This window comes from Modestobacter roseus (assembly GCF_007994135.1).
Classification (GTDB): domain Bacteria; phylum Actinomycetota; class Actinomycetes; order Mycobacteriales; family Geodermatophilaceae; genus Modestobacter; species Modestobacter roseus.
The window spans coordinates 1,952,066-1,969,484 of record NZ_VLKF01000001.1 but is presented as its reverse complement, the minus strand read 5'-3'; the positions used below and the strand labels follow the sequence as shown (position 1 = coordinate 1,969,484).

18 protein-coding genes are annotated in these 17,419 nt (G+C 73.6%); 13 read left to right on the top strand and 5 right to left on the bottom strand.

Annotation, left to right across the window (positions count from 1 at the left end; translation table 11 throughout):
* The first annotated feature begins 210 nt into the window (after positions 1–210).
* Genes JD78_RS09410 through JD78_RS09375 form a run of 8 tightly spaced genes read left to right on the top strand, consistent with a single transcriptional unit; the run spans position 211 to position 6,401 of the window.
* A complete protein-coding gene (locus JD78_RS09410; protein WP_153356197.1) occupies positions 211–789 on the top strand; it encodes a UGSC family (seleno)protein in 579 nt (192 codons plus the stop codon).
* Positions 786–1,877, top strand: coding sequence for a hypothetical protein (locus JD78_RS09405; protein WP_153356200.1), 1,092 nt, complete (start codon positions 786–788; stop codon positions 1,875–1,877). Before JD78_RS09410 ends, JD78_RS09405 begins: the two co-directional genes overlap by 4 nt.
* Complete coding sequence (locus JD78_RS09400) at positions 1,874–2,749, top strand: SDR family NAD(P)-dependent oxidoreductase (RefSeq protein ID WP_208104063.1); 876 nt, start codon at positions 1,874–1,876, stop codon at positions 2,747–2,749. The genes JD78_RS09405 and JD78_RS09400 overlap by 4 nt, the downstream gene beginning before the upstream one ends.
* Positions 2,746–3,606, top strand: coding sequence for an SDR family NAD(P)-dependent oxidoreductase (locus JD78_RS09395; protein WP_153356203.1), 861 nt, complete (start codon positions 2,746–2,748; stop codon positions 3,604–3,606). Before JD78_RS09400 ends, JD78_RS09395 begins: the two co-directional genes overlap by 4 nt.
* An 11-nt stretch (positions 3,607–3,617) precedes the next feature.
* Positions 3,618–4,178 carry a UGSC family (seleno)protein gene (locus JD78_RS09390; protein ID WP_153356206.1) on the top strand — a complete coding sequence of 187 codons (561 nt, stop codon included), beginning with the start codon at positions 3,618–3,620 and terminating at the stop codon, positions 4,176–4,178.
* Positions 4,175–5,239: a hypothetical protein gene (locus JD78_RS09385; RefSeq protein ID WP_153356209.1), complete on the top strand. Its 1,065-nt coding sequence runs from the start codon at positions 4,175–4,177 to the stop codon at positions 5,237–5,239. Before JD78_RS09390 ends, JD78_RS09385 begins: the two co-directional genes overlap by 4 nt.
* Positions 5,236–5,466: a hypothetical protein gene (locus tag JD78_RS09380; RefSeq protein ID WP_153356212.1), complete on the top strand. Its 231-nt coding sequence runs from the start codon at positions 5,236–5,238 to the stop codon at positions 5,464–5,466. Before JD78_RS09385 ends, JD78_RS09380 begins: the two co-directional genes overlap by 4 nt.
* 2 nt (positions 5,467–5,468) lie before the next feature.
* Positions 5,469–6,401, top strand: coding sequence for an SDR family NAD(P)-dependent oxidoreductase (locus JD78_RS09375; protein WP_153356215.1), 933 nt, complete (start codon positions 5,469–5,471; stop codon positions 6,399–6,401).
* Between the two features lie 135 nt (positions 6,402–6,536).
* On the opposite strand, the gene JD78_RS09370 is transcribed toward JD78_RS09375, so the two are convergent.
* The 5 genes from JD78_RS09370 to JD78_RS09350 all read right to left on the bottom strand — a co-directional run bounded on the left by JD78_RS09370 (position 6,537) and on the right by JD78_RS09350 (position 10,763).
* Complete coding sequence (locus JD78_RS09370) at positions 6,537–7,391, bottom strand: DUF559 domain-containing protein (protein WP_153356218.1); 855 nt, start codon at positions 7,389–7,391, stop codon at positions 6,537–6,539.
* Between the two features lie 110 nt (positions 7,392–7,501).
* Positions 7,502–8,419, bottom strand: a complete 918-nt coding sequence (locus tag JD78_RS09365; RefSeq protein WP_153356221.1) for an SDR family NAD(P)-dependent oxidoreductase — start codon at positions 8,417–8,419, stop codon at positions 7,502–7,504.
* 30 nt (positions 8,420–8,449) lie between these two features.
* Positions 8,450–9,346 carry an amidohydrolase family protein gene (locus JD78_RS09360; RefSeq protein WP_279526836.1) on the bottom strand — a complete coding sequence of 299 codons (897 nt, stop codon included), beginning with the start codon at positions 9,344–9,346 and terminating at the stop codon, positions 8,450–8,452.
* A complete protein-coding gene (locus tag JD78_RS09355) occupies positions 9,343–10,005 on the bottom strand; it encodes a 3-oxoacid CoA-transferase subunit B (protein WP_153356225.1) in 663 nt (220 codons plus the stop codon). Before JD78_RS09355 ends, JD78_RS09360 begins: the two co-directional genes overlap by 4 nt.
* Positions 10,002–10,763: a CoA transferase subunit A gene (locus JD78_RS09350; RefSeq protein ID WP_153356229.1), complete on the bottom strand. Its 762-nt coding sequence runs from the start codon at positions 10,761–10,763 to the stop codon at positions 10,002–10,004. The genes JD78_RS09355 and JD78_RS09350 overlap by 4 nt, the downstream gene beginning before the upstream one ends.
* A 376-nt stretch (positions 10,764–11,139) precedes the next feature.
* Between JD78_RS09350 and JD78_RS09345 the strand changes: the two genes are divergently transcribed.
* The 5 genes from JD78_RS09345 to JD78_RS09325 all read left to right on the top strand — a co-directional run bounded on the left by JD78_RS09345 (position 11,140) and on the right by JD78_RS09325 (position 17,132).
* Positions 11,140–12,249, top strand: coding sequence for an NDMA-dependent alcohol dehydrogenase (locus JD78_RS09345; RefSeq protein WP_153356232.1), 1,110 nt, complete (start codon positions 11,140–11,142; stop codon positions 12,247–12,249).
* An 11-nt stretch (positions 12,250–12,260) separates the two neighbouring features.
* A complete protein-coding gene (locus JD78_RS09340) occupies positions 12,261–13,739 on the top strand; it encodes an aldehyde dehydrogenase family protein (RefSeq protein ID WP_153356235.1) in 1,479 nt (492 codons plus the stop codon).
* A gap of 60 nt (positions 13,740–13,799) precedes the next feature.
* Positions 13,800–14,915 carry an NDMA-dependent alcohol dehydrogenase gene (locus JD78_RS09335; RefSeq protein ID WP_153356238.1) on the top strand — a complete coding sequence of 372 codons (1,116 nt, stop codon included), beginning with the start codon at positions 13,800–13,802 and terminating at the stop codon, positions 14,913–14,915.
* Positions 14,916–15,013: 98 nt separating this feature from the next.
* The gene (locus tag JD78_RS09330) at positions 15,014–16,120 is read left to right on the top strand and encodes a zinc-dependent alcohol dehydrogenase (protein ID WP_153356241.1); all 1,107 of its coding nucleotides are present in this window, start codon (positions 15,014–15,016) and stop codon (positions 16,118–16,120) included.
* A 10-nt stretch (positions 16,121–16,130) separates the two neighbouring features.
* Complete coding sequence (locus tag JD78_RS09325) at positions 16,131–17,132, top strand: amidohydrolase family protein (protein WP_153356244.1); 1,002 nt, start codon at positions 16,131–16,133, stop codon at positions 17,130–17,132.
* Positions 17,133–17,419: the final 287 nt, after the last annotated feature.

The following is a 17,419-nucleotide window of genomic DNA, read 5'->3' as shown; positions in this document are numbered from 1 at the left end:
TTCCGCCGGGGGGAAGCGATCTCGCTCCACCGACGGCGCCCGGACCACGATCGATCACCGAGCTGAGGTGACCCCGGTCACGACCAGACCGCGGCCCGTCCGGCCGTCCCGACGTCCTCGGGGTGACCGGAGAGCGCCACCCGAGGAGGACCGTCCGATGTCCCGTCAGAGGCAGCAGCGCCGCCGCCCCGTCCCGGTCGGGGCGGCGTGATGGCCACCCTCGCCGACGTCCTGGACCCCACCGGCCTGAGCGCGGTGCGGGTGGCGAGCAGCTCGCTCGCGCCCCGGCGCGCCGACCTCGCCGGCGCCCGCATCGGGCTGCTGGAGAACACCAAGCACAACGCCGCGCTGCTGCTGGACGAGATCGCCGGCCACCTGGAGCGCGACCGGGGGGCGACCACCGTGCTGCGCCGCACCAAGACGGCGTTCGCGCTGCCGATGCCCGCCGAGCTGCTCGAGGAGCTCACCCGCGAGTGCGACGTGGTGCTGGTCGGCGTCGGGGACTGCGGGTCGTGCAGCGCCTCCGCCGTCGCCGACGGGATCGCCCTGGAGCGCGCCGGCGTGCCGACCGCGGTCATCTGCTCCGACGCCTTCACCGCCACCGCGAGCGGCATGGCCGAGGTGCAGGGCGACCCGGACTACGCCTACCTGACCACCCCGCACCCGGTCGCGATCCTCACCCCGGACGCGGTCGCCGAGCGCGCCGCCGGCCTGGTGCCCGAGGTCCTCGCCACCGTGACCGCCGCGACCACGACTGCCGGGACCACGGCTCAGGAGCGCGCCTCGTGACGGCCGTGCAGGACCCGCCGGCCGTCGACGCCGACCCGGACGCCGCCCGCGCGGCGATCGAGCACTGCTACGCGCAGGGCTGGTCCGACGGCCTGCCGCTGGTGCCGGCCACCCGGACGCTGGTCGACGAGTTCCTGGCCACCGTCGGCCGAGCGCCCGACGAGGTGATCGGCGAGCTGCCGCACCTGCACCGCACGGTCACCGTGGAGCTGGCCGCGATCAACGCGGCGATGGCCGGTTGCCGGCCCGAGTACTTCCCCGTGGTGCTCGCCGCGTGGGCGGCTGTCCAGCGCGACCGGTCGGCCACCGGCGGCGGCTGGCAGAGCACCAGCGGGCCCTCGCCGCTGCTGGTCGTCAACGGGCCGGTCCGCGCCGAGCTGGGGATCAACTCCGCGGGCGGTGTGTTCGGGCCCGGGTTCCGCGCGAACTCGACCATCCCGCGGGCGCTCGGGCTGATCGTGCGCAACGCCTTCGGCGTCGTCCCGCACGGCTTCGAGCAGGCGACCCAGGGGCTGCCCGGCCGCTGGCAGGTCTGCCTGGGGGAGAACGAGGAGGAGAGCCCCTGGGAGCCGATGTCGGTCGAGGGCGGCGTGCCCGCCGGCACCAGCGCGGTCTCCGCGATGCTCACCCGCACCGTCGAGTACGTCGACAACCGGCACACCGCCGACCCCGAGCAGCTGCTCGGCGACTTCGCCGACACCATCTCCCGCAGCGGGGCGCTGATCTTCGCCCACGCGCCCGCCGGGATCGTCTTCTGCCCCGAGCACGCCCAGCTGCTCGCCGGGGCCGGGATGAGCCGGGCCGACGTCCGGGCCTGGCTGGTCGAGCGGTGCGGGCGCACCAAGGCCGACCTGGCCCGGGTCGGCAAGGACGGCGTGGGCGGCAACGGCGTCCGCTTCGCCGACGGCACCACCGAGCCCGACACCTTCGACCAGCTGTTCGCCGCCGCCGGGCCGGAGGTCCTGCCCATCGCCGTCGCCGGTGCCCGCAACGCGGGCATCTCGATGGTCGTCCGGGTGTTCTCCGGGTGGTCGGCGAGCTCCGTACCGGTCGAGGGCACCACCACCGCACGAGGGAGTGCCGCATGACCTCACCCGACCCGCTCACCGATCCCTTCGGCGCCGCCGGCGACCGCTGGATGTCCGGCCGCACCGCCCTGGTCACCGGCGGCGGCCAGACCAGCACCGAGCAGCCCGGCGTCGGCTTCGCCATCAGCCGGGTCCTCGCCGCGCACGGGGCCCGGGTCGCCGTCCTGGACCGGGACGCCGCGGCCGCCCAGCGCACCGCCGACCGGATCACCGCCGACGGCGGGGAGGCCGTGGTCGTCGTCGCCGACCTGCTGGACGACGACGACTGCCGCCGGGCCGTGGCGGAGACGGTGGCCGCGTTCGGCACGGTCGACACCCTGGTGAACAACGTGGCCGTGGGCGACCGGGCCGGCGTCTTCGAGGTGACGCCGGAGCGGTTCCACCAGCTGATGGACCTCAACCTGACCACCGCCTGGCAGATGACCCGGCACGCGGCGCCCCGGATCCCGCGCGGCGGGGCGATCGTGAACATCAGCTCGGTCGGTGTGCGCGCCCGTGGCCCGGCGATGGTCTACAACCTCGCCAAGGCCGGCCTGGAGAACCTCACCGTCGGCGCCGCGAACACCCTGGGCGACCAGGGGGTGCGGGTGAACTGCGTGCAGGTCGGCGCGATCTGGGGCGCCTTCGCCGCGGCCAACATGAGCGAGGACATGCGGGAGATCCGCAAGGGCTTCTCCGCGCTGGGCACCGAGGGCAGCCCCTGGGACATCGCGCAGGCCGTGCTGTTCCTGGCCAGCGACCACGCCCGCTGGGTCTCCGGGCAGATCCTGTCGGTCGACGGCGGCCCGGCCGTCGGGAAGCCGCCCCGGCCCCGTGCGCCCGAGGTGCCCGCGACCGTCACCCCCGAGGCCGTGCCGGTGGCGCAGGCGTGAGCGGCGACCGGGTCGCCCTCGTCACCGGCTGCGGCAAGCCCGACGGGATGGGTCAGGCCATCGCCCGCCGGCTCGCCGCCTCCGGGCACGCCGTCGTCGTCACCGACCTGCAGCCGGCCGGCGTGCCCAACGCCCGGCAGGAGCAGCGCTCGGCCGGCTGGGGCGGGGTCGAGGCGCTGGCCGCGGAGATCACCGCCGCCGGTGGCGACGCCCTCGCCGTCCTCGGTGACGTCAGCGACCCCGGCGACGCCGCGGCCATGGTGGCCGCGGCCGTCGACCGGCACGGCCGGCTCGACGTGCTGGTCAACAACGCCGCCGCCCCGCAGGGCCCGGACCGGGCCGACGTCGCCGACGTGCCGATCGAGGTCTTCGACCGGGTCATCGCGGTCAACCTGCGCGGTCCCTGGCTGATGAGCTCCGCCGCGGTGCCGGTGATGCGCGCCCAGCGCTCGGGCCGGATCGTGAACATCTCCTCGATGGCCGGGCTGACCGCCGCCCCGTTCTCCGGCGCCTACTCCGCCTCCAAGGCCGGGGTGATCGGCATGACCCGTGCGCTCGCGATGGACCTCGGGCCGTGGGGCATCACGGTCAACGCGCTGTGCCCCGGGCTGGTCGCCACCAGCCGGGCGTTCCTCTCCGCGGCCCCGGACACCGACGAGGCCGCGCTGATGGAACAGCGCGGCCGCAACATCCCGGTCGGCCGCCCCGGGCAGGCCGAGGACATCGCCGCGGCGGTGTCCTTCCTCGCCTCACCCGAGGCCGCCTACATCACCGCGCAGGCCATCCCCATCGACGGCGGCGGGATGACGCCCTTCCCGCTGCGCCGCCCCGAGCCGGCCGTCGCGGCCGGCAGCTGACTGGAGGCACCGTGTCCCTCTTCGACGACATCGTCGACCCCACCCGCGGCCCGGCCGGCAGCGCCAAGGGCCGGACGGCGCTCGCCGCCCGGCCCGGTGACCTCGCCGGGCTCCGGGTCGGGCTGCTGGTGAACACCAAGCGCAACGCCGAGGCCTTCGTGCAGGAGGTGGCCGCGCTGCTGGAGTCCCAGCACGGGGCGCGGATCGCCGTCCAGCGCACGAAGCCGAGCATCGTGCACCCGGCGCCGGCGGAGATGCTCGCCGAGCTGCGCGCCGAGGCCGACGTCGTCGTCGTGGGGGTGGGCGACTGCGGCTCGTGCAGCGCCTCCGCCGTCGCCGACGGGCTGCAGCTGGAGGCCGCCGGCATCCCCGCCGTCGTCCTGGTCAGCGACGCCTTCCGGGTCAGCGCCGACGCCATGGCCGCCCTGCAGGGCACCGCCGGCTACGAGTACGTCACCACCCCGCACCCGGTGGCCAGCCTGTCCCGCGAGGGCGTGCGGGCCCGCGCCGAGCGCGCCGTCCCGGAGATCGTCACCCTGCTCACCCGCCCGGTCGTGGCGGCGGCGTCGTGACCGCGGCCCCGGAGGCTCCCGCCGACCTGCGGGTGGTGCGGCAGGCGATCGAGCACTGCCACGCGCAGGGCTGGACCGACGGGCTGCCCGTCGTGCCGGCCACCGCGGACGACGTCGCGGAGTTCCTCGCCACCGTCGACCGCGACCCCGACGAGGTGATCGGCGCCCAGGAGCACCTGGACCGCCGGGTCACCGTCGCCGAGGCCGCCGTCAACGCGGTCATGGCCGGCTGCCTGCCCGGGTACTTCCCGCTGGTGCTCGCCGCGTGGGAGGCGGTCCGCGAGGAGCCGTCGTCCCGCGGCGGCGCCTGGCAGTCGACGAGCGGGCCGGCGCCGCTGCTGGTGGTCAACGGGCCGATCCGCACCGAGCTCGGCGTCAACTGCGCCGGCGGGGTGCTCGGCCCGGGCTTCCGGGCCAACGCCACCGTCGGCCGGGCCCTCGGGCTGCTGGTGCGCAACGGCTACGGCATCAAGCCGCAGGAGCTGGAGCAGGCCACCCAGGGGGTGCCCGGCCGCTGGACGCTGTGCGTGGGGGAGAACGAGGAGCTCTCCCCGTGGGAGCCGTTCAGCGTGGCCGGGGGCGTGCCGGCCGGCACCTCCGCGGTGTCGGCGATGCTCATCCGGGACGTCGAGTACGTCGACAACCGGCACACCGAGGACGTCGAGGCGCTGCTGCGGGACTTCGCCGACACCCTCGCCCGCACCGGCGCCTACCTCGGCATGAAGCACTCCACCGGCGGGCTCCTGCTGGGCCCGGAGCACGCGCAGGTGCTCGCCGCCGCCGGGTACTCACGGTCCGACGTCCAGCACTGGCTGTACGACCACGCCGTCCGGGCGCAGGCCGACCTGGTCGCCGCCGGCAAGGAGTCGCACGACGTCGACCCCGGCCCGGACCCGATGCCGATGATGCCGTCGGCAGCGGAGATCCCCATCATCGTGGCGGGGGCGGCCAACGCCGCGATCTCCGCGGTCTTCCGTCCCTTCGGCTGGTCCACCTGGTCCGGCCGGTCCGTTCCCGTCCCCAGTCCCATGACCAGCCGACCCGAGGAGAGCACCCCGTGACCGTCGACGAGAAGCAACTGGACCAGCTGCGGCAGACGCTGCAGGCCGATGACTACCGGCTCGACGTCGACCTCGCGGGCGAGCGGGCGGACGTGCGCATCGTCGCCGGCCCGGACGCCTGCGAGGAGTGCCTGGTGCCCAAGCCGCTGATGCAGCAGATGCTCGCCCCCGTGCTCGGCGTCGACCCGGCCAGCATCGACCTCACGTACCCGGTCGACGGGCACTGAGCGTGGAGGTCAGCCTCGAGGGCAAGGTCGCCCTGGTCACCGGCGTCGGGCCGAACATCGGCAGCGGCATCGCGCTGGCGCTGTCCCGGTACGGCGCCAAGGTGGCGTGCAACGACGTCAGCGACGACGTGATCAAGACCGCGATGGCCCGGATCGAGCGCAACGGCGGTGAGGCGATGGCCGCCCCCGGCGACGTCACCGACGAGGCCGCGGTGCAGGGCTACGTCGACGCCGTCCTGGAGCAGTGGGGCCGGATCGACATCCTGGTCAACAACGCCGCGATGCTCGGCGGCAAGGGCGTGCTCGACGAGGACGCCGGCACCTTCGAGCGCTCGATCAAGGTGTCCGGGCTCGGCTACTTCCTGAACACCAAGATCGTCGGCCGGGCGATGGCCGAGCGTGGCATCCGCGGCTCCATCGTGTGCATCTCCTCGTCCAACGGCTGGAACGGCTCGGCCGGGGTGATCGCCTACGCGTTCAACAAGGGCGGGGTGAACAACTTCGTCCGCGCCGCCGCGATGGACCTCGCGCCCTACGGCATCCGGGTGAACAGCTACACGCCGACCGCGCCGACGGTCGACAACCCGGAGTTGCTGGCCGAGTACGCGGCGGCCGGGCGCCCGGCGGACATGCTCAACGCCGGACGCAAGGGCGGCGGCCTGGGCGGCGGCGCGGGGGAGGAGCCGTGGCGCCGTCCCGCCCGGTGGAGCGGGGAGCGCCCGCCGCTGGTGCCGATGGGCAGCACCGGCACGCCGACCGACATCGGCCACGCCGTCGCCTGGCTGTGCTCGGACTACGCGCGGCTGATCACCGGCACCGACCTGGTCGTCGACGGCGGCGCGCGGGCGAAGAACTTCGCCTACTTCCCGGCCGACCCCGACGAGCTCACCGGCCCGGTGCCGCTCGTCCCGCTGGACCAGACCCCCGCCGGCTGACCTGCCTCGGCCCGCGGGCGCACGAGAGGGCGGGGCCCGGACCGGTGACGACCGGTCCGGGCCCCGCCCTTCGTGCAGGGCGAAAATGGCCATTTCCGCCCGACGACCGCGGGGCGGAAATGGCCATTTTCGCCCTCAGCGGGCCAGGGCGGCGCGGATGCGGGCGACGACGGCGTCCAGGTCGCGGAGGTCGGCCGCGCTGAGCCGGATCACCCGCCACCCGGCCGCCTCCAGCCGCCGGATCCGTGCGTCGTCCCGCACGATCTGGGTGTCCTCGAAGTGGTGCTCGCCCTCGTACTCGACCGCCAGCCGCGCCGCCGGGAAGGCCAGGTCGGTGCGGGCGACGAACCGCCCGGCCACCCGTACCTCGAACTGTGGCACCGGTGCCAGCCCCGCCAGCACCAGGGCCACCCGGACCCACGACTCCGGTGCCGACTCCGCCCGCGGGTCGACCAGCCCGAAGGCACGCCGGACCCGGACGACGCCCCAGCGGCCGGCGCCCGCGGCGAGCAGTTGCGCGAGATCGGCCTCGTCCACGGCGCCGGCCCGGACCATCGCGTCCAGCGCGGCCACCGCCGTCCCCAGTGGTTCGAGCACGGCGACGTCCCAGGCGGTCCGCTGCGCCGTCGTGACCGGGACGCCGTCGTGCCGGGCGACGTCGTGGTCGGTCAGCTCGGCCCGGTGCACCCGGACCTCGCGCGGCCCCTTCCACTCGACGTCCGGCGGGCGGACGACGGTGACCGGGTCACGCGGGCCGGCGAACGGGGCACCGTGCCAGGCGGCGGCGGAGTGCCCGCCGATGGCGGCGCCGCGCGGCAGCAGCAGGGCGACACCGGTGCACCGCAACCGGTGGTCGAACGGCAGCGCCGGATCCGCGTAGACGCCCTGCACCACCCGTCGCCAGCTCAGCTGCCGCAGCTGTTTGGCGGTGACGAGCCCCTCCGCGATCGCGTGGCTCCCGACGAACACCCCGGTCAGGTCCCTGGACACCTCAGCAGGGTGGCGGAACGGCGGTCGGGAGTGCCGCCGTCGTCCACAGGGCGGTAATGGCCATTTCCGCCCTCAGATGGGAGGGCGTAAATGGCCATTACCGCCCCGGGTCAGCTGGTGACGCGGTCGGGGAGCTGGGGGGAGGGGAGGCGGTTCTCCGGGGCGTAGACCGGCGAGCCGGTGAGGAACGGGATCGCCGCGGCCCGCGCGGTGTCGATCGGCTCGTCCGGGAACGCGGCCAGCGTCGTCTCGAACCGCTCCCGCACCCCGTCGCGGAACTCCGGGTGGGTGAGGATGAACAGGTCACCGCGCCGGATGCCGTGCAGCACCCGCTCGCCCGCCTCCACGTAGCTCATGTACGGCTGGTCCTTGGCCCGCTCGAGGAACTCCGCCGGCGGCGGGGTGTAGCCGCTCTCCCCGTACTGCTCCGGCCGGGCGGCGACCGCACCGGCGATGTTGGAGTGCACCGGCCCCGGGCAGTACGCCGAGACGCCGATGCCCTCGGGGGCCAGCTCGATCGCCAGCGCCTCCGACAGCGCGATCACCGCGGCCTTGGTCATCGAGTACAGCCCGGCGACGATCGGCAGCAGCCCGGCCATCGACGTGGTGGTCACGATGTGGCCGCCCTCGCCGTGCGCCCGGATGTGCGGCACGAACGCCCGCAGCCCGTTGCCGACGCCCTTGATGTTGACGTCGATCAGCCAGTCCCAGTCGCTGGCGGTGGCGCCCATGACCGGTCCGGTCAGCCCGATGCCGGCGTTGTTCACCAGCACGTCGACCCGGCCGTGCCTCGCCACCGTGGCCGCGGCGGCGGCCTCCACCGCGGCCGCGTCGGTGACGTCGAGCTGCACCGCGTCGACCTGGAGCCCGGCGGCGGCGAACTCCGCGGTCGTCTCGTCGATGTGCTCCTGGCGGCGGCCGCTGATCACCACCGTCATCCCGGCCCGGGCCAGGGCGAGCCCGATGCCGCGGCCGATGCCGCTGGACCCGCCGGTGATGAAGGCGACCTTGCCCTCGACGTGCTGCATGGAGGTGTGTCCTGTCTGTGGGAGGAGGGGTCAGCGTCCGGGCGGGAGCAGCCCGAGCAGCCGTGCGGCGTTGGACTTGTAGATCAGCGGCTTGACCTCGTCCTTCAGGCCGATGGTCTCCGCGTCCTTCATCCACCGCTCGGGGGTGATCACCGGGAAGTCCGAGCCGAACAGCACCTTGTTCTTGAGCAGGCTGTTCGCGTACCGGACCAGCTGCGGCGGGAAGTACTTCGGCGACCAGCCGGAGAGGTCGATGTGCACCCGCGGCTTGTGCATGGCCACCGCCAGCGCCTCGTCCTGCCAGGGGAAGGACGGGTGGGCCAGGATGATGTCCATGTCCGGGAAGTCGACGGCGACGTCGTCGACGTCCATCGGGTTGGAGTACTTCAGCCGGATGCCGCCCCCGCCGGGCGTGCCGGCGCCCACCCCGGTCTGGCCGGTGTGGAACAGCGCGATCAGCCCGTGCTCGGCGATCACCTCGTACAGCGGGTAGGCCTTCCGGTCGTTGGGGTGGAACCCCTGGGTGTTGGGGTGGAACTTGAACCCCCGCACCCCGTGGTCGGTGATCAGCCGGCGGGCCTGGCGGACGCCGGCGGCGCCCCGGGCGGGGTCGATGCTGGCGAAGGGGATGACGACGTCGGCGTGCTCGGCGGCGAGCTCGGCGACCTCCTCGTTGGTGGGCACCAGCTCGTCGCCGGTCTGGGAGATGCTGTCCACGCCGAAGGCGACGCAGGCCATGTCCCGTTCCCGGTAGTACTGGGCGAGCTCGGGCAGCGTGTACTGCGGCATGGACCCGATGCCGAAGTAGGCGCCCATGTCGTCGGCGTTGCTGCCGGCCGGGGGCGGGGCGGAGACCGACCGGTGCACGTGGGTGTGCACGTCGATGGCGGTGATCCGGTCCAGGTCGATGCGCGAGCTCCAGGTCACGAGCGCAGGTCCTCCGTGTAGGGCGCCTCGGTGTGGGCGCGGACGTCGGCGGGGGTGACGCCGGGGGCGCACTCCACCAGCCGCAGGGTGCCGTCGACGACGTGGAAGACCGCCAGGTCGGTGTAGACGCGCGTGACGCACGCCCTGCCGGTGAGCGGCATCGTGCACTCGGGCACGACCTTCGAGCGGCCCGTGCGGTCGCAGTGCTCCATCGTCACCCACACCTGCGGGGTGCCGGCGACGAGGTCCATGGCACCGCCGACGGCGGGGTTGCGGCCGGGCACGTACCAGTTGGCCAGGTCGCCGGCGGCGGACACCTGCAGCGCCCCGAGCACGGTCACGTCGAGGTGGCCGCCGCGGATCATCGCGAAGGACATCGCCGAGTCGGTGATCGCCGCCCCGCTCATCAGCGTGATCGGCTGCTTGCCCGCGTCGGTGAGGTCGACGTCGCCCTCGCCCTCGGGGGCCGGGCCGAGGCCCAGCACCCCGTTCTCCGCGTGCAGCACCACCTCCACACCCGCCGGGATGAACTTCGGCACGGCCAGCGGGATGCCGACGCCGAGGTTGACCACGTAGCCGTCCTGCAGGTCCTGCGCCAGGCGCTCGGCGATGCCCTCGCGGGTGCGGCCGGTCACCGGCGGGGTCTGCGTGGCGGTCATGAGCGGGTCCTCGCGATCAGCCGGCTGTCGTCGGGGGTGGTGGTGCGGGCGGGGCTGGTCAGCAGCACGTCGTCGACGAAGACGCCGGGCAGGTGGACGTCGTCGGGGTGCAGCTCGTCGACCTCGACCATCCGGTCGACCTCGGCGAAGGTGTGCCGGCCCGACATCCCGGCCAGCGGGTTGAAGTTCCGCGCCGACAGCCGGAAGCGCAGGTTGCCCTTGCGGTCGCCGGAGTGGGCCTTGACCATCCCGAAGTCGGCGACGATGCCGGTCTCCAGCACGTACTCGCGCCCGTCGATCAGGCGGTGCTCCTTGGCCGGCACGTGCTCGGCGACCCCGCCGTCGGGGGAGTAGCGCAGGGTGAAGGTGCCGTCGGCGAGCATCGTCCCGGCCCCGGACGGGGTGAAGAACGCCGGGATGCCCGAGCCGCCGGCCCGCATCCGCTCGGCCAGGGTGCCCTGCGGCACCAGCTCCAGCTCCACCTTGCCGACGAAGTACTCGTCGTAGAACTCCTGCAGGATCGGGAAGGACGCCGTCACCCGGCGCAGCCGGCCCTCGTGCAGCAGCCGCCCGACGCCGGTGAAGTCGTGGCCCACGTTGTTCACGTAGACGTGCAGGTCACGCTTGTCCAGCTCGCAGAGGGCGTCCAGGAGCAGGTCCGGGCGACCGGAGCTGCCGAAACCGCCGACCGCTATCGACGCACCCGACGGCACCCTGTCGACCACGGACAACACGTCCTCGCGGAACTTGTCGATCACGCCGTGTCCCCTTCTCACGCCAGTCCCCGGTGGTAGCGCTGGCTCGTGCACTGGTGCGCATCCCGACGGCGGGCCCGCGCCGGAGGCGGGACGGCGATGTGTCGAGGGTCACCCGGACGTCGTCGAACGTATGGACGCCCCGCAGTACCCGAGAAGACGGATTCCACCCGGGGGAAGGCAGGGCCTCGACCGCCTCGGGACCCGGACCGGGGTCCACCCGGCTCGTCTTCCGCCGGTCGGAATGACGTGTGGCCCACGCCACGTCCGCGGCGGCAGGGTCGCTCTCGGCTCCGGGTCTCGCCCCGGGGTGCCAGCGAGGCTCTCGCCCCCCGGCCAGCGCCCGTACCACCAGTCGTCAGCACGGAAGGGGCCCCAGATGAGCATGACCACACGCGCCGCGGTCTGTCGGGAGCCGGGCAAGCCGTGGGAGATCACCGAGCTCGAGCTCGACGAGCCCCACGCCAACGAGGTCCGGATCAAGTTCATGGCCGCGGGGATGTGCCACTCCGACGACCACATCCAGAAGGGCGACGCGCAGATGCGCTTCCCCGTGGTCGGTGGCCACGAGGGCGCGGGCATCGTCGAGGCCGTCGGTGAGGGCGTCACCCGGGTCAAGGTGGGCGACCACGTGGTCTGCTCCTTCATCCCCGCCTGCGGCAAGTGCCGCTACTGCTCCACCGCCCGGCAGAACCTCTGCGACGAGGGCAAGAACGCCTCCACCGGGCAGTTCCCCGACGGCACGTTCCGCTTCCACCAGAACGGGGAGGACTTCGGCGGCCTCTGCGTGCTGGGCACCTTCTCCGAGCGCGCCGTCGTCAGCGAGTTCAGCGTCATCCCGATCCCCGAGGACATCCCCTTCGAGGTCGCCTCCCTCGTCGGCTGCGGTGTGCCGACCGGCTGGGGCAGCGCGGTGCACGCCGCCGGGGTGCGCGCCGGCGAGACCGTCGTCGTCTACGGCGCGGGTGGGGTGGGCAGCAACGCGGTGCAGGGCGCCCGGTACGCCGGCGCGCAGCGCGTGGTCGTCGTCGACCCGGTGGAGTTCAAGCGCGAGATGGCCACCGTCTTCGGCGCCACGCACACCTTCGCCACGGCGAAGGAGGCCCAGGAGTTCGTCAACGAGGTCACCTGGGGGGAGCTCGCCGACCACGCGATCATCACCGTCGGCGTGCTGCACGACGAGGTCATCGCCGACGCGCTGCAGGTCGTCGGCAAGGCCGGCCAGGTCACCGTCACCGCGGTCGGCAACGGCTGGGTGAACGAGCACCCCGGCGTCTTCATCGGCTATCAGCGGCGCATCCAGGGCGCGATCTTCGGCGCCTGCAACCCGCTGTTCGACGTCCCCCGCCTGCTCAGCCTCTACCGGTCCGGTGACCTGAAGCTCGACGAGCTGATCACCCGCACCTACCGCCTCGACGAGGTCAACCAGGGCTACCAGGACATGTTGGACGGCAAGAACATCCGCGGCGTGATCATCCACGAGCACTGAAGGAACCGGACATGACGATCGCCCCTCCCGGCCCGCAGGCCGGCTCGCCCCTGCTCATCGACGACGCCCAGCTGATCGGCGGCGACTGGGTCCCCGCCGCGGGCGGGCAGACCATCGACGTGATCAACCCCGCCACCGGTGAGGTGCTCGGCCGGGTCCCGCGCGGCGGTGCCGACGACGTCGACGCCGCCGTGCGCGCGGCCGAGGCCGCCTTCCCCGCCTGGCGGGACACCAACGCCACCGCCCGCGGTGCGCTGATCACCCGCTGGGCCCAGCTGATCGACCAGCACGCGACCGAGCTGGACCAGCTGGAGTCCCAGGAGGTCGGCCGGCCCAGCTGGGGCCCGCCGCCGATGTCCCGGATCCTGAACTTCATCGCCGGCCAGGCGGACAAGGTGCAGGGCGTCACCCTGCCCACCTACACCCCCGACGCCATCGGGCTCACCCTGCGCGAGCCCTACGGCGTGGTGGGCGCGGTCATCCCGTGGAACGCCCCTGCGCCGATGTTCGTCAACGACGTCGGCCCGGCGATCGCCGCCGGCAACACCATCGTGATCAAGCCGGCCGAGGACGCCCCGCTGACCGCGCTGGCGCTGGCCAAGCTGGCGCTGGAGGCGGGCATCCCGCCGGGCGTGGTCAACGTGGTCACCGGCTACGGCCACGAGGCCGGCGCCGCGATCCCGGCGCACCCGCGGATCCGGCGGATGAGCTTCACCGGCTCGCCGGACACCGGTGCCCTGGTGATGGCCGCGTGCGCGCAGAACCTCACCCCGCTGCACCTGGAGCTGGGCGGCAAGTCCCCGCAGGTCATCCTGGCCGGCGCCGACCTGGACGCCGCCATCCCGGCGATCGCCATGGGCATCACGATGAACACCGGCCAGATCTGCGCCGCCGGCTCGCGCGTGGTGGTCGAGCGCTCGATCCACGCCGAGGTCGTGCAGCGCCTGGCCGAGCAGATGTCGAAGGTCAAGGTCGGCCCCTGGTACGAGCAGGTCAACATGGGCCCGCTGATCAACGGCAAGCAGCACGAGCGGGTGCTGAAGTACATGCAGCTGGGCCAGGAGGAGGGCGCCGACCTCGTGCTGGGCGGTGGCCGCCCGTCCGGCGAGCAGTACGAGCGCGGGTTCTTCGTCGAGCCGACGCTGTTCGACAACGTCGACCCGGCGATGCGGATCCACCAGGAGGAGATCTTCGGCCCGGTCCTCGGGGTCACCCCCGTCGCCGACGAGGCCGAGGCCCTCGCGGTCGCCAACGGCACCGACTACGGCCTGGTCGCCTCGGTGTGGACCAACGACGTCGGCCAGGCCGTCCGGTTCGCCCGCGGCCTGCAGGCCGGCCAGGTGGCGGTCAACGCCGCGCTCGGCGCCGGCGTCATCGGCGGCCCCTTCGGCGGCTACAAGCGCAGTGGCTTCGGCCGCACCATGGGCGCCGACGCCGTCCTGGACTACACCCAGGTCAAGACCGTCTCGCTGCGCGGCACCGGTGTCTGACCTCTGCCTCTCCGGCCCCGCCCGCCCCGCCCCAGTCCACCCCTCCAGGGAGGCATCCCGATGAGCATCACCACGCACGCCGCCATCGCCCGCGGGCCGCACATCGGCTGGGAGATGGTCGACCTGCAGCTGGACGACCCCAAGGCCCACGAGGTCCGGGTCAAGTTCGCCGCCTCCGGGCTGTGCCACTCCGACGACCACATCACCCAGGGCGACGCCCCGGTGCGCTTCCCGATGGTCGGCGGCCACGAGGGCGCCGGGGTCGTCGAGTCGGTCGGCCCCGACGTCCGCCGGGTCAAGCCCGGCGACCGGGTGATCTGCTCCTACATCCCCGCCTGCGGGGCCTGCCGGCCCTGCTCGACCGGCCACCAGAACATGTGCGTCAAGGGCCTCAACGCCGGCAGCGGCATGTTCCTCGACGGCACGTTCCGGTTCCACCTGGGCGACGAGGACCTGGGCGGCTTCTGCTCGCTGGGCACCTTCTCGCAGTACGCGGTGGTCTCGGAGTGGGCGGTCGTGCCGCTGGCCGACGACATCCCCTTCGAGGTCGCCAGCCTGGTCGGCTGCGGTGTGCCCACCGGCTGGGGCTCGGCGGTCTACGCCGCCGGCGTCAAGCCCGGGGACACCGTCGTCGTCTTCGGCTCCGGCGGCGTGGGCAGCAACGCCGTGCAGGGCGCCCGGTACGCCGGCGCCAAGAACGTCGTCGTCGTCGACCCGGTGGAGTTCAAGCGGGAGATGGCGACCGTCTTCGGCGCCACGCACGCCTTCGCCTCGGCGAAGGAGGCGCACGACTTCGTGGTGGAGACGACGTGGGGCCAGCTGGCCGACCACGCCATCCTCACCCCGGGCGTCGTCACCGAGGAGATCGTCAACTCCGCGGTCCAGATGACCGGCAAGGGCGGCAAGGTGACCATCACCGGCGTCGGCAAGCTGACCGAGAAGGCCGTGCACTTCCACGCCGGCGCGCTCATCGGCTACCAGCGCCAGGTCCGCGGCGCGCTGTTCGGCGACTGCAACCCGCTCTACGACATCCCGAAGCTGCTGGGCCTCTACCGCGCCGGTGACCTCAAGCTCGACGAGCTGGTCACCCGCACCTACGCCCTCGACGAGGTCAACCAGGCCTACCAGGACCTCAACGACGGCAAGAACATCCGCGGCGTCATCGTCCACGACTGACCCCGCGCCGGACACCCACGTCCGGTGCCGCCCGGCTGCTGCCGGGCGGCACCGGCGACCCGGCGCGTCCGCGCGCCGGCCAGAGCTCGAGGAGAGCGATGAGCGACAGCGTGCGCGCGATGGTCCAGACCGGGCCCCGCAAGATGGAGCTGCGGGACTTCCCCCGACCGCGGATCGGCGCCGACGACGGGCTGCTGCGCGTGGAGGCCAACGGCATCTGCGGCAGCGACGTGGAGACCTACAAGGGCCACATGTCGATGAGCCGCGGCGACTTCGTCCCCGGCCACGAGCCGATGGGGATCGTCGAGGAGATCGGTGACCGCGCGGCCGAGCGGTGGGGCGTGCAGGTCGGCGACCGGGTCGCGCTGGAGGTCATCGTCCCCTGCCGGGCCTGCGCGAAGTGCCTCACCGGGCACTACCAGGCCTGCCCGAACCGGACGCTCGGGCACGGGGTCACCGGGGTGGACGTCGAGCCCAGCCTGTTCGGCGGCTTCGCCGAGCACCTCTACCTGACGCCGAACTCCGTGCTGCACAAGATCGACGCGACCATCCCCGCGGAGATCGCGGTCATGTTCAACCCGCTGGGCGCCGGCGTCCGCTGGGCCGTGCACCTGGGCGGCATCGGCCTCGGGGACACCGTCGTGGTGCTCGGCGCCGGCCAGCGCGGCATCGCCTCGGTGATCGCGGCCAAGGCCGCCGGTGCCGGGACGGTCATCGTCACCGGCCTGGCCGCCGACGAGCACAAGCTCGCGCTCGCCCGGGAGTTCGGCGCCGACCACACCGTCGTGGTGGGGGAGGACGGCGAGGACGTCGTCGAGCGGGTCCGGGAGATCACCGACGGCGAGCTGGCCGACGTCGTCCTGGAGCTCACCCCGATGGCCGCCGGCCCGGTCACCGACGCGCTCAAGGTCGCCCGGTTCGGCGGCACCGTGGTGCTCGCCGGGCTGAAGGGCGGCCGGGAGATCCCGCTGAGCACCGACCTGATCATCAACCGCGGGCTGGTCGTCAAGGGCGCGTTCGGCGTCGACTTCGCCGGCCAGGAGGCCGCGATCGCGCTGATCGAGTCCGGCCGCTTCCCGCTGGAGAAGCTGCACACCCACACCTTCGGCCTCGACGACACCGCCCTGGCCATCGAGACCCTCGCCGGCGAGGTGCCGGGGGAGCTCCCGGTGCACGTGTCGGTCCACCCCAACCTCTCCGCCTGAGGAGGCACCCGTGCTCGTCGACGCGCACGCCCACCTGCTGCCCCGCGACTACCCGGCCGACGCCCCGGAGTGCTTCCCCCGGATGGAGCCGGTCGACGGCGACACCGCGCGCACCCTGGTCTTCGGCGCGATGCGCTTCACCGCCCGGGACGCCTTCTTCGACGCCGAGCGGCGCATCCAGGAGCAGGACGCCTCCGGGGTGGACGTCGAGGTGCTCAGCCCGATGCCGCCGCTGCTGAAGTACGACCTCCCCGCCGGCGACGGGCTGTCCCTGGCCCGCTGGGTGAACGAGGCCACCGCCCAGCTCTGCGCTGCCGTGCCGGACCGGCTCAAGGGGCTGGGCATGGTGCCGATGCAGGACCCCGACGCCGCCACCGCCGAGCTCAAGGCGATCAAGGACCAGGGGCTGCTGGGGGTGGAGATCGCCTCCAACGTGCTGGGGAAGTCGATCGGCCACGAGCAGTTCCTGCCCTTCTTCACCGAGGTCGAGCGGCTGGGCCTGTCGGTGTTCGTGCACGCCATGCCCAGCCCGTCGGAGCGGCTGCCCATGTCGGCGATGGGCACCTACGTCGTCGGCGTGGAGGGCGCCTTCGCGGCCGGCTCGATGGTGACCGGGGGGACGGCGAAGGCCTGCCCGGACCTGCGCATCTCGTTCAGCCACGCGGCCGGTGGGTTCCCGCTGATGCTGCCGCGGGCCCAGTACTTCTGGGGTGGCTCGTGGAACGAGGAGCCGGTCGACCTGACCCGCGCGGTGATGCACGACGACGGGCCCTCGCCGGTCGAGCTGGCCCGCCGGTTCTGGTACGACTCGATGGTCTTCGACCGCCGCGCGCTGCGGTTCCTCGTCGACTACCTCGGTGCCGACCGGTTGCTGGTCGGCTCGGACTTCCCGGCGATGCTGCGTGAGGACCCGGCCGGGCGCACCCTGCGCACGCTGGACCTGCCGCCCGAGGACCTCGCCGACGTGATGAGCGGCAACGCGTTCCGCTGGCTGGGGATCGACCACCCCTGAGCCGCCTCCCCTGCCCCCGAGCCTGCCGGGCCCCGTCCGCCACCCGCGGACGGGGCCCGGTGCGTTCCACGGCTGGCTCCGGTCCGTGGCGGCGCCGCTGACCGGGTTGACCCGCTGCACCCGACGGGGAGCCGTGCCACGGCGCGGCTCACCGTCAGGTCGTGCGGCTCAACCCCCGCCGGCGCCTCGTCGTGGCGCCCGAGGAGGCGGTCCGTGGCCACGCCGCGACCTCGTCGTCGACCGTCTCGTGACCCCCTCGTGACCCCCTCGTGATCCTGCTCCGGAGC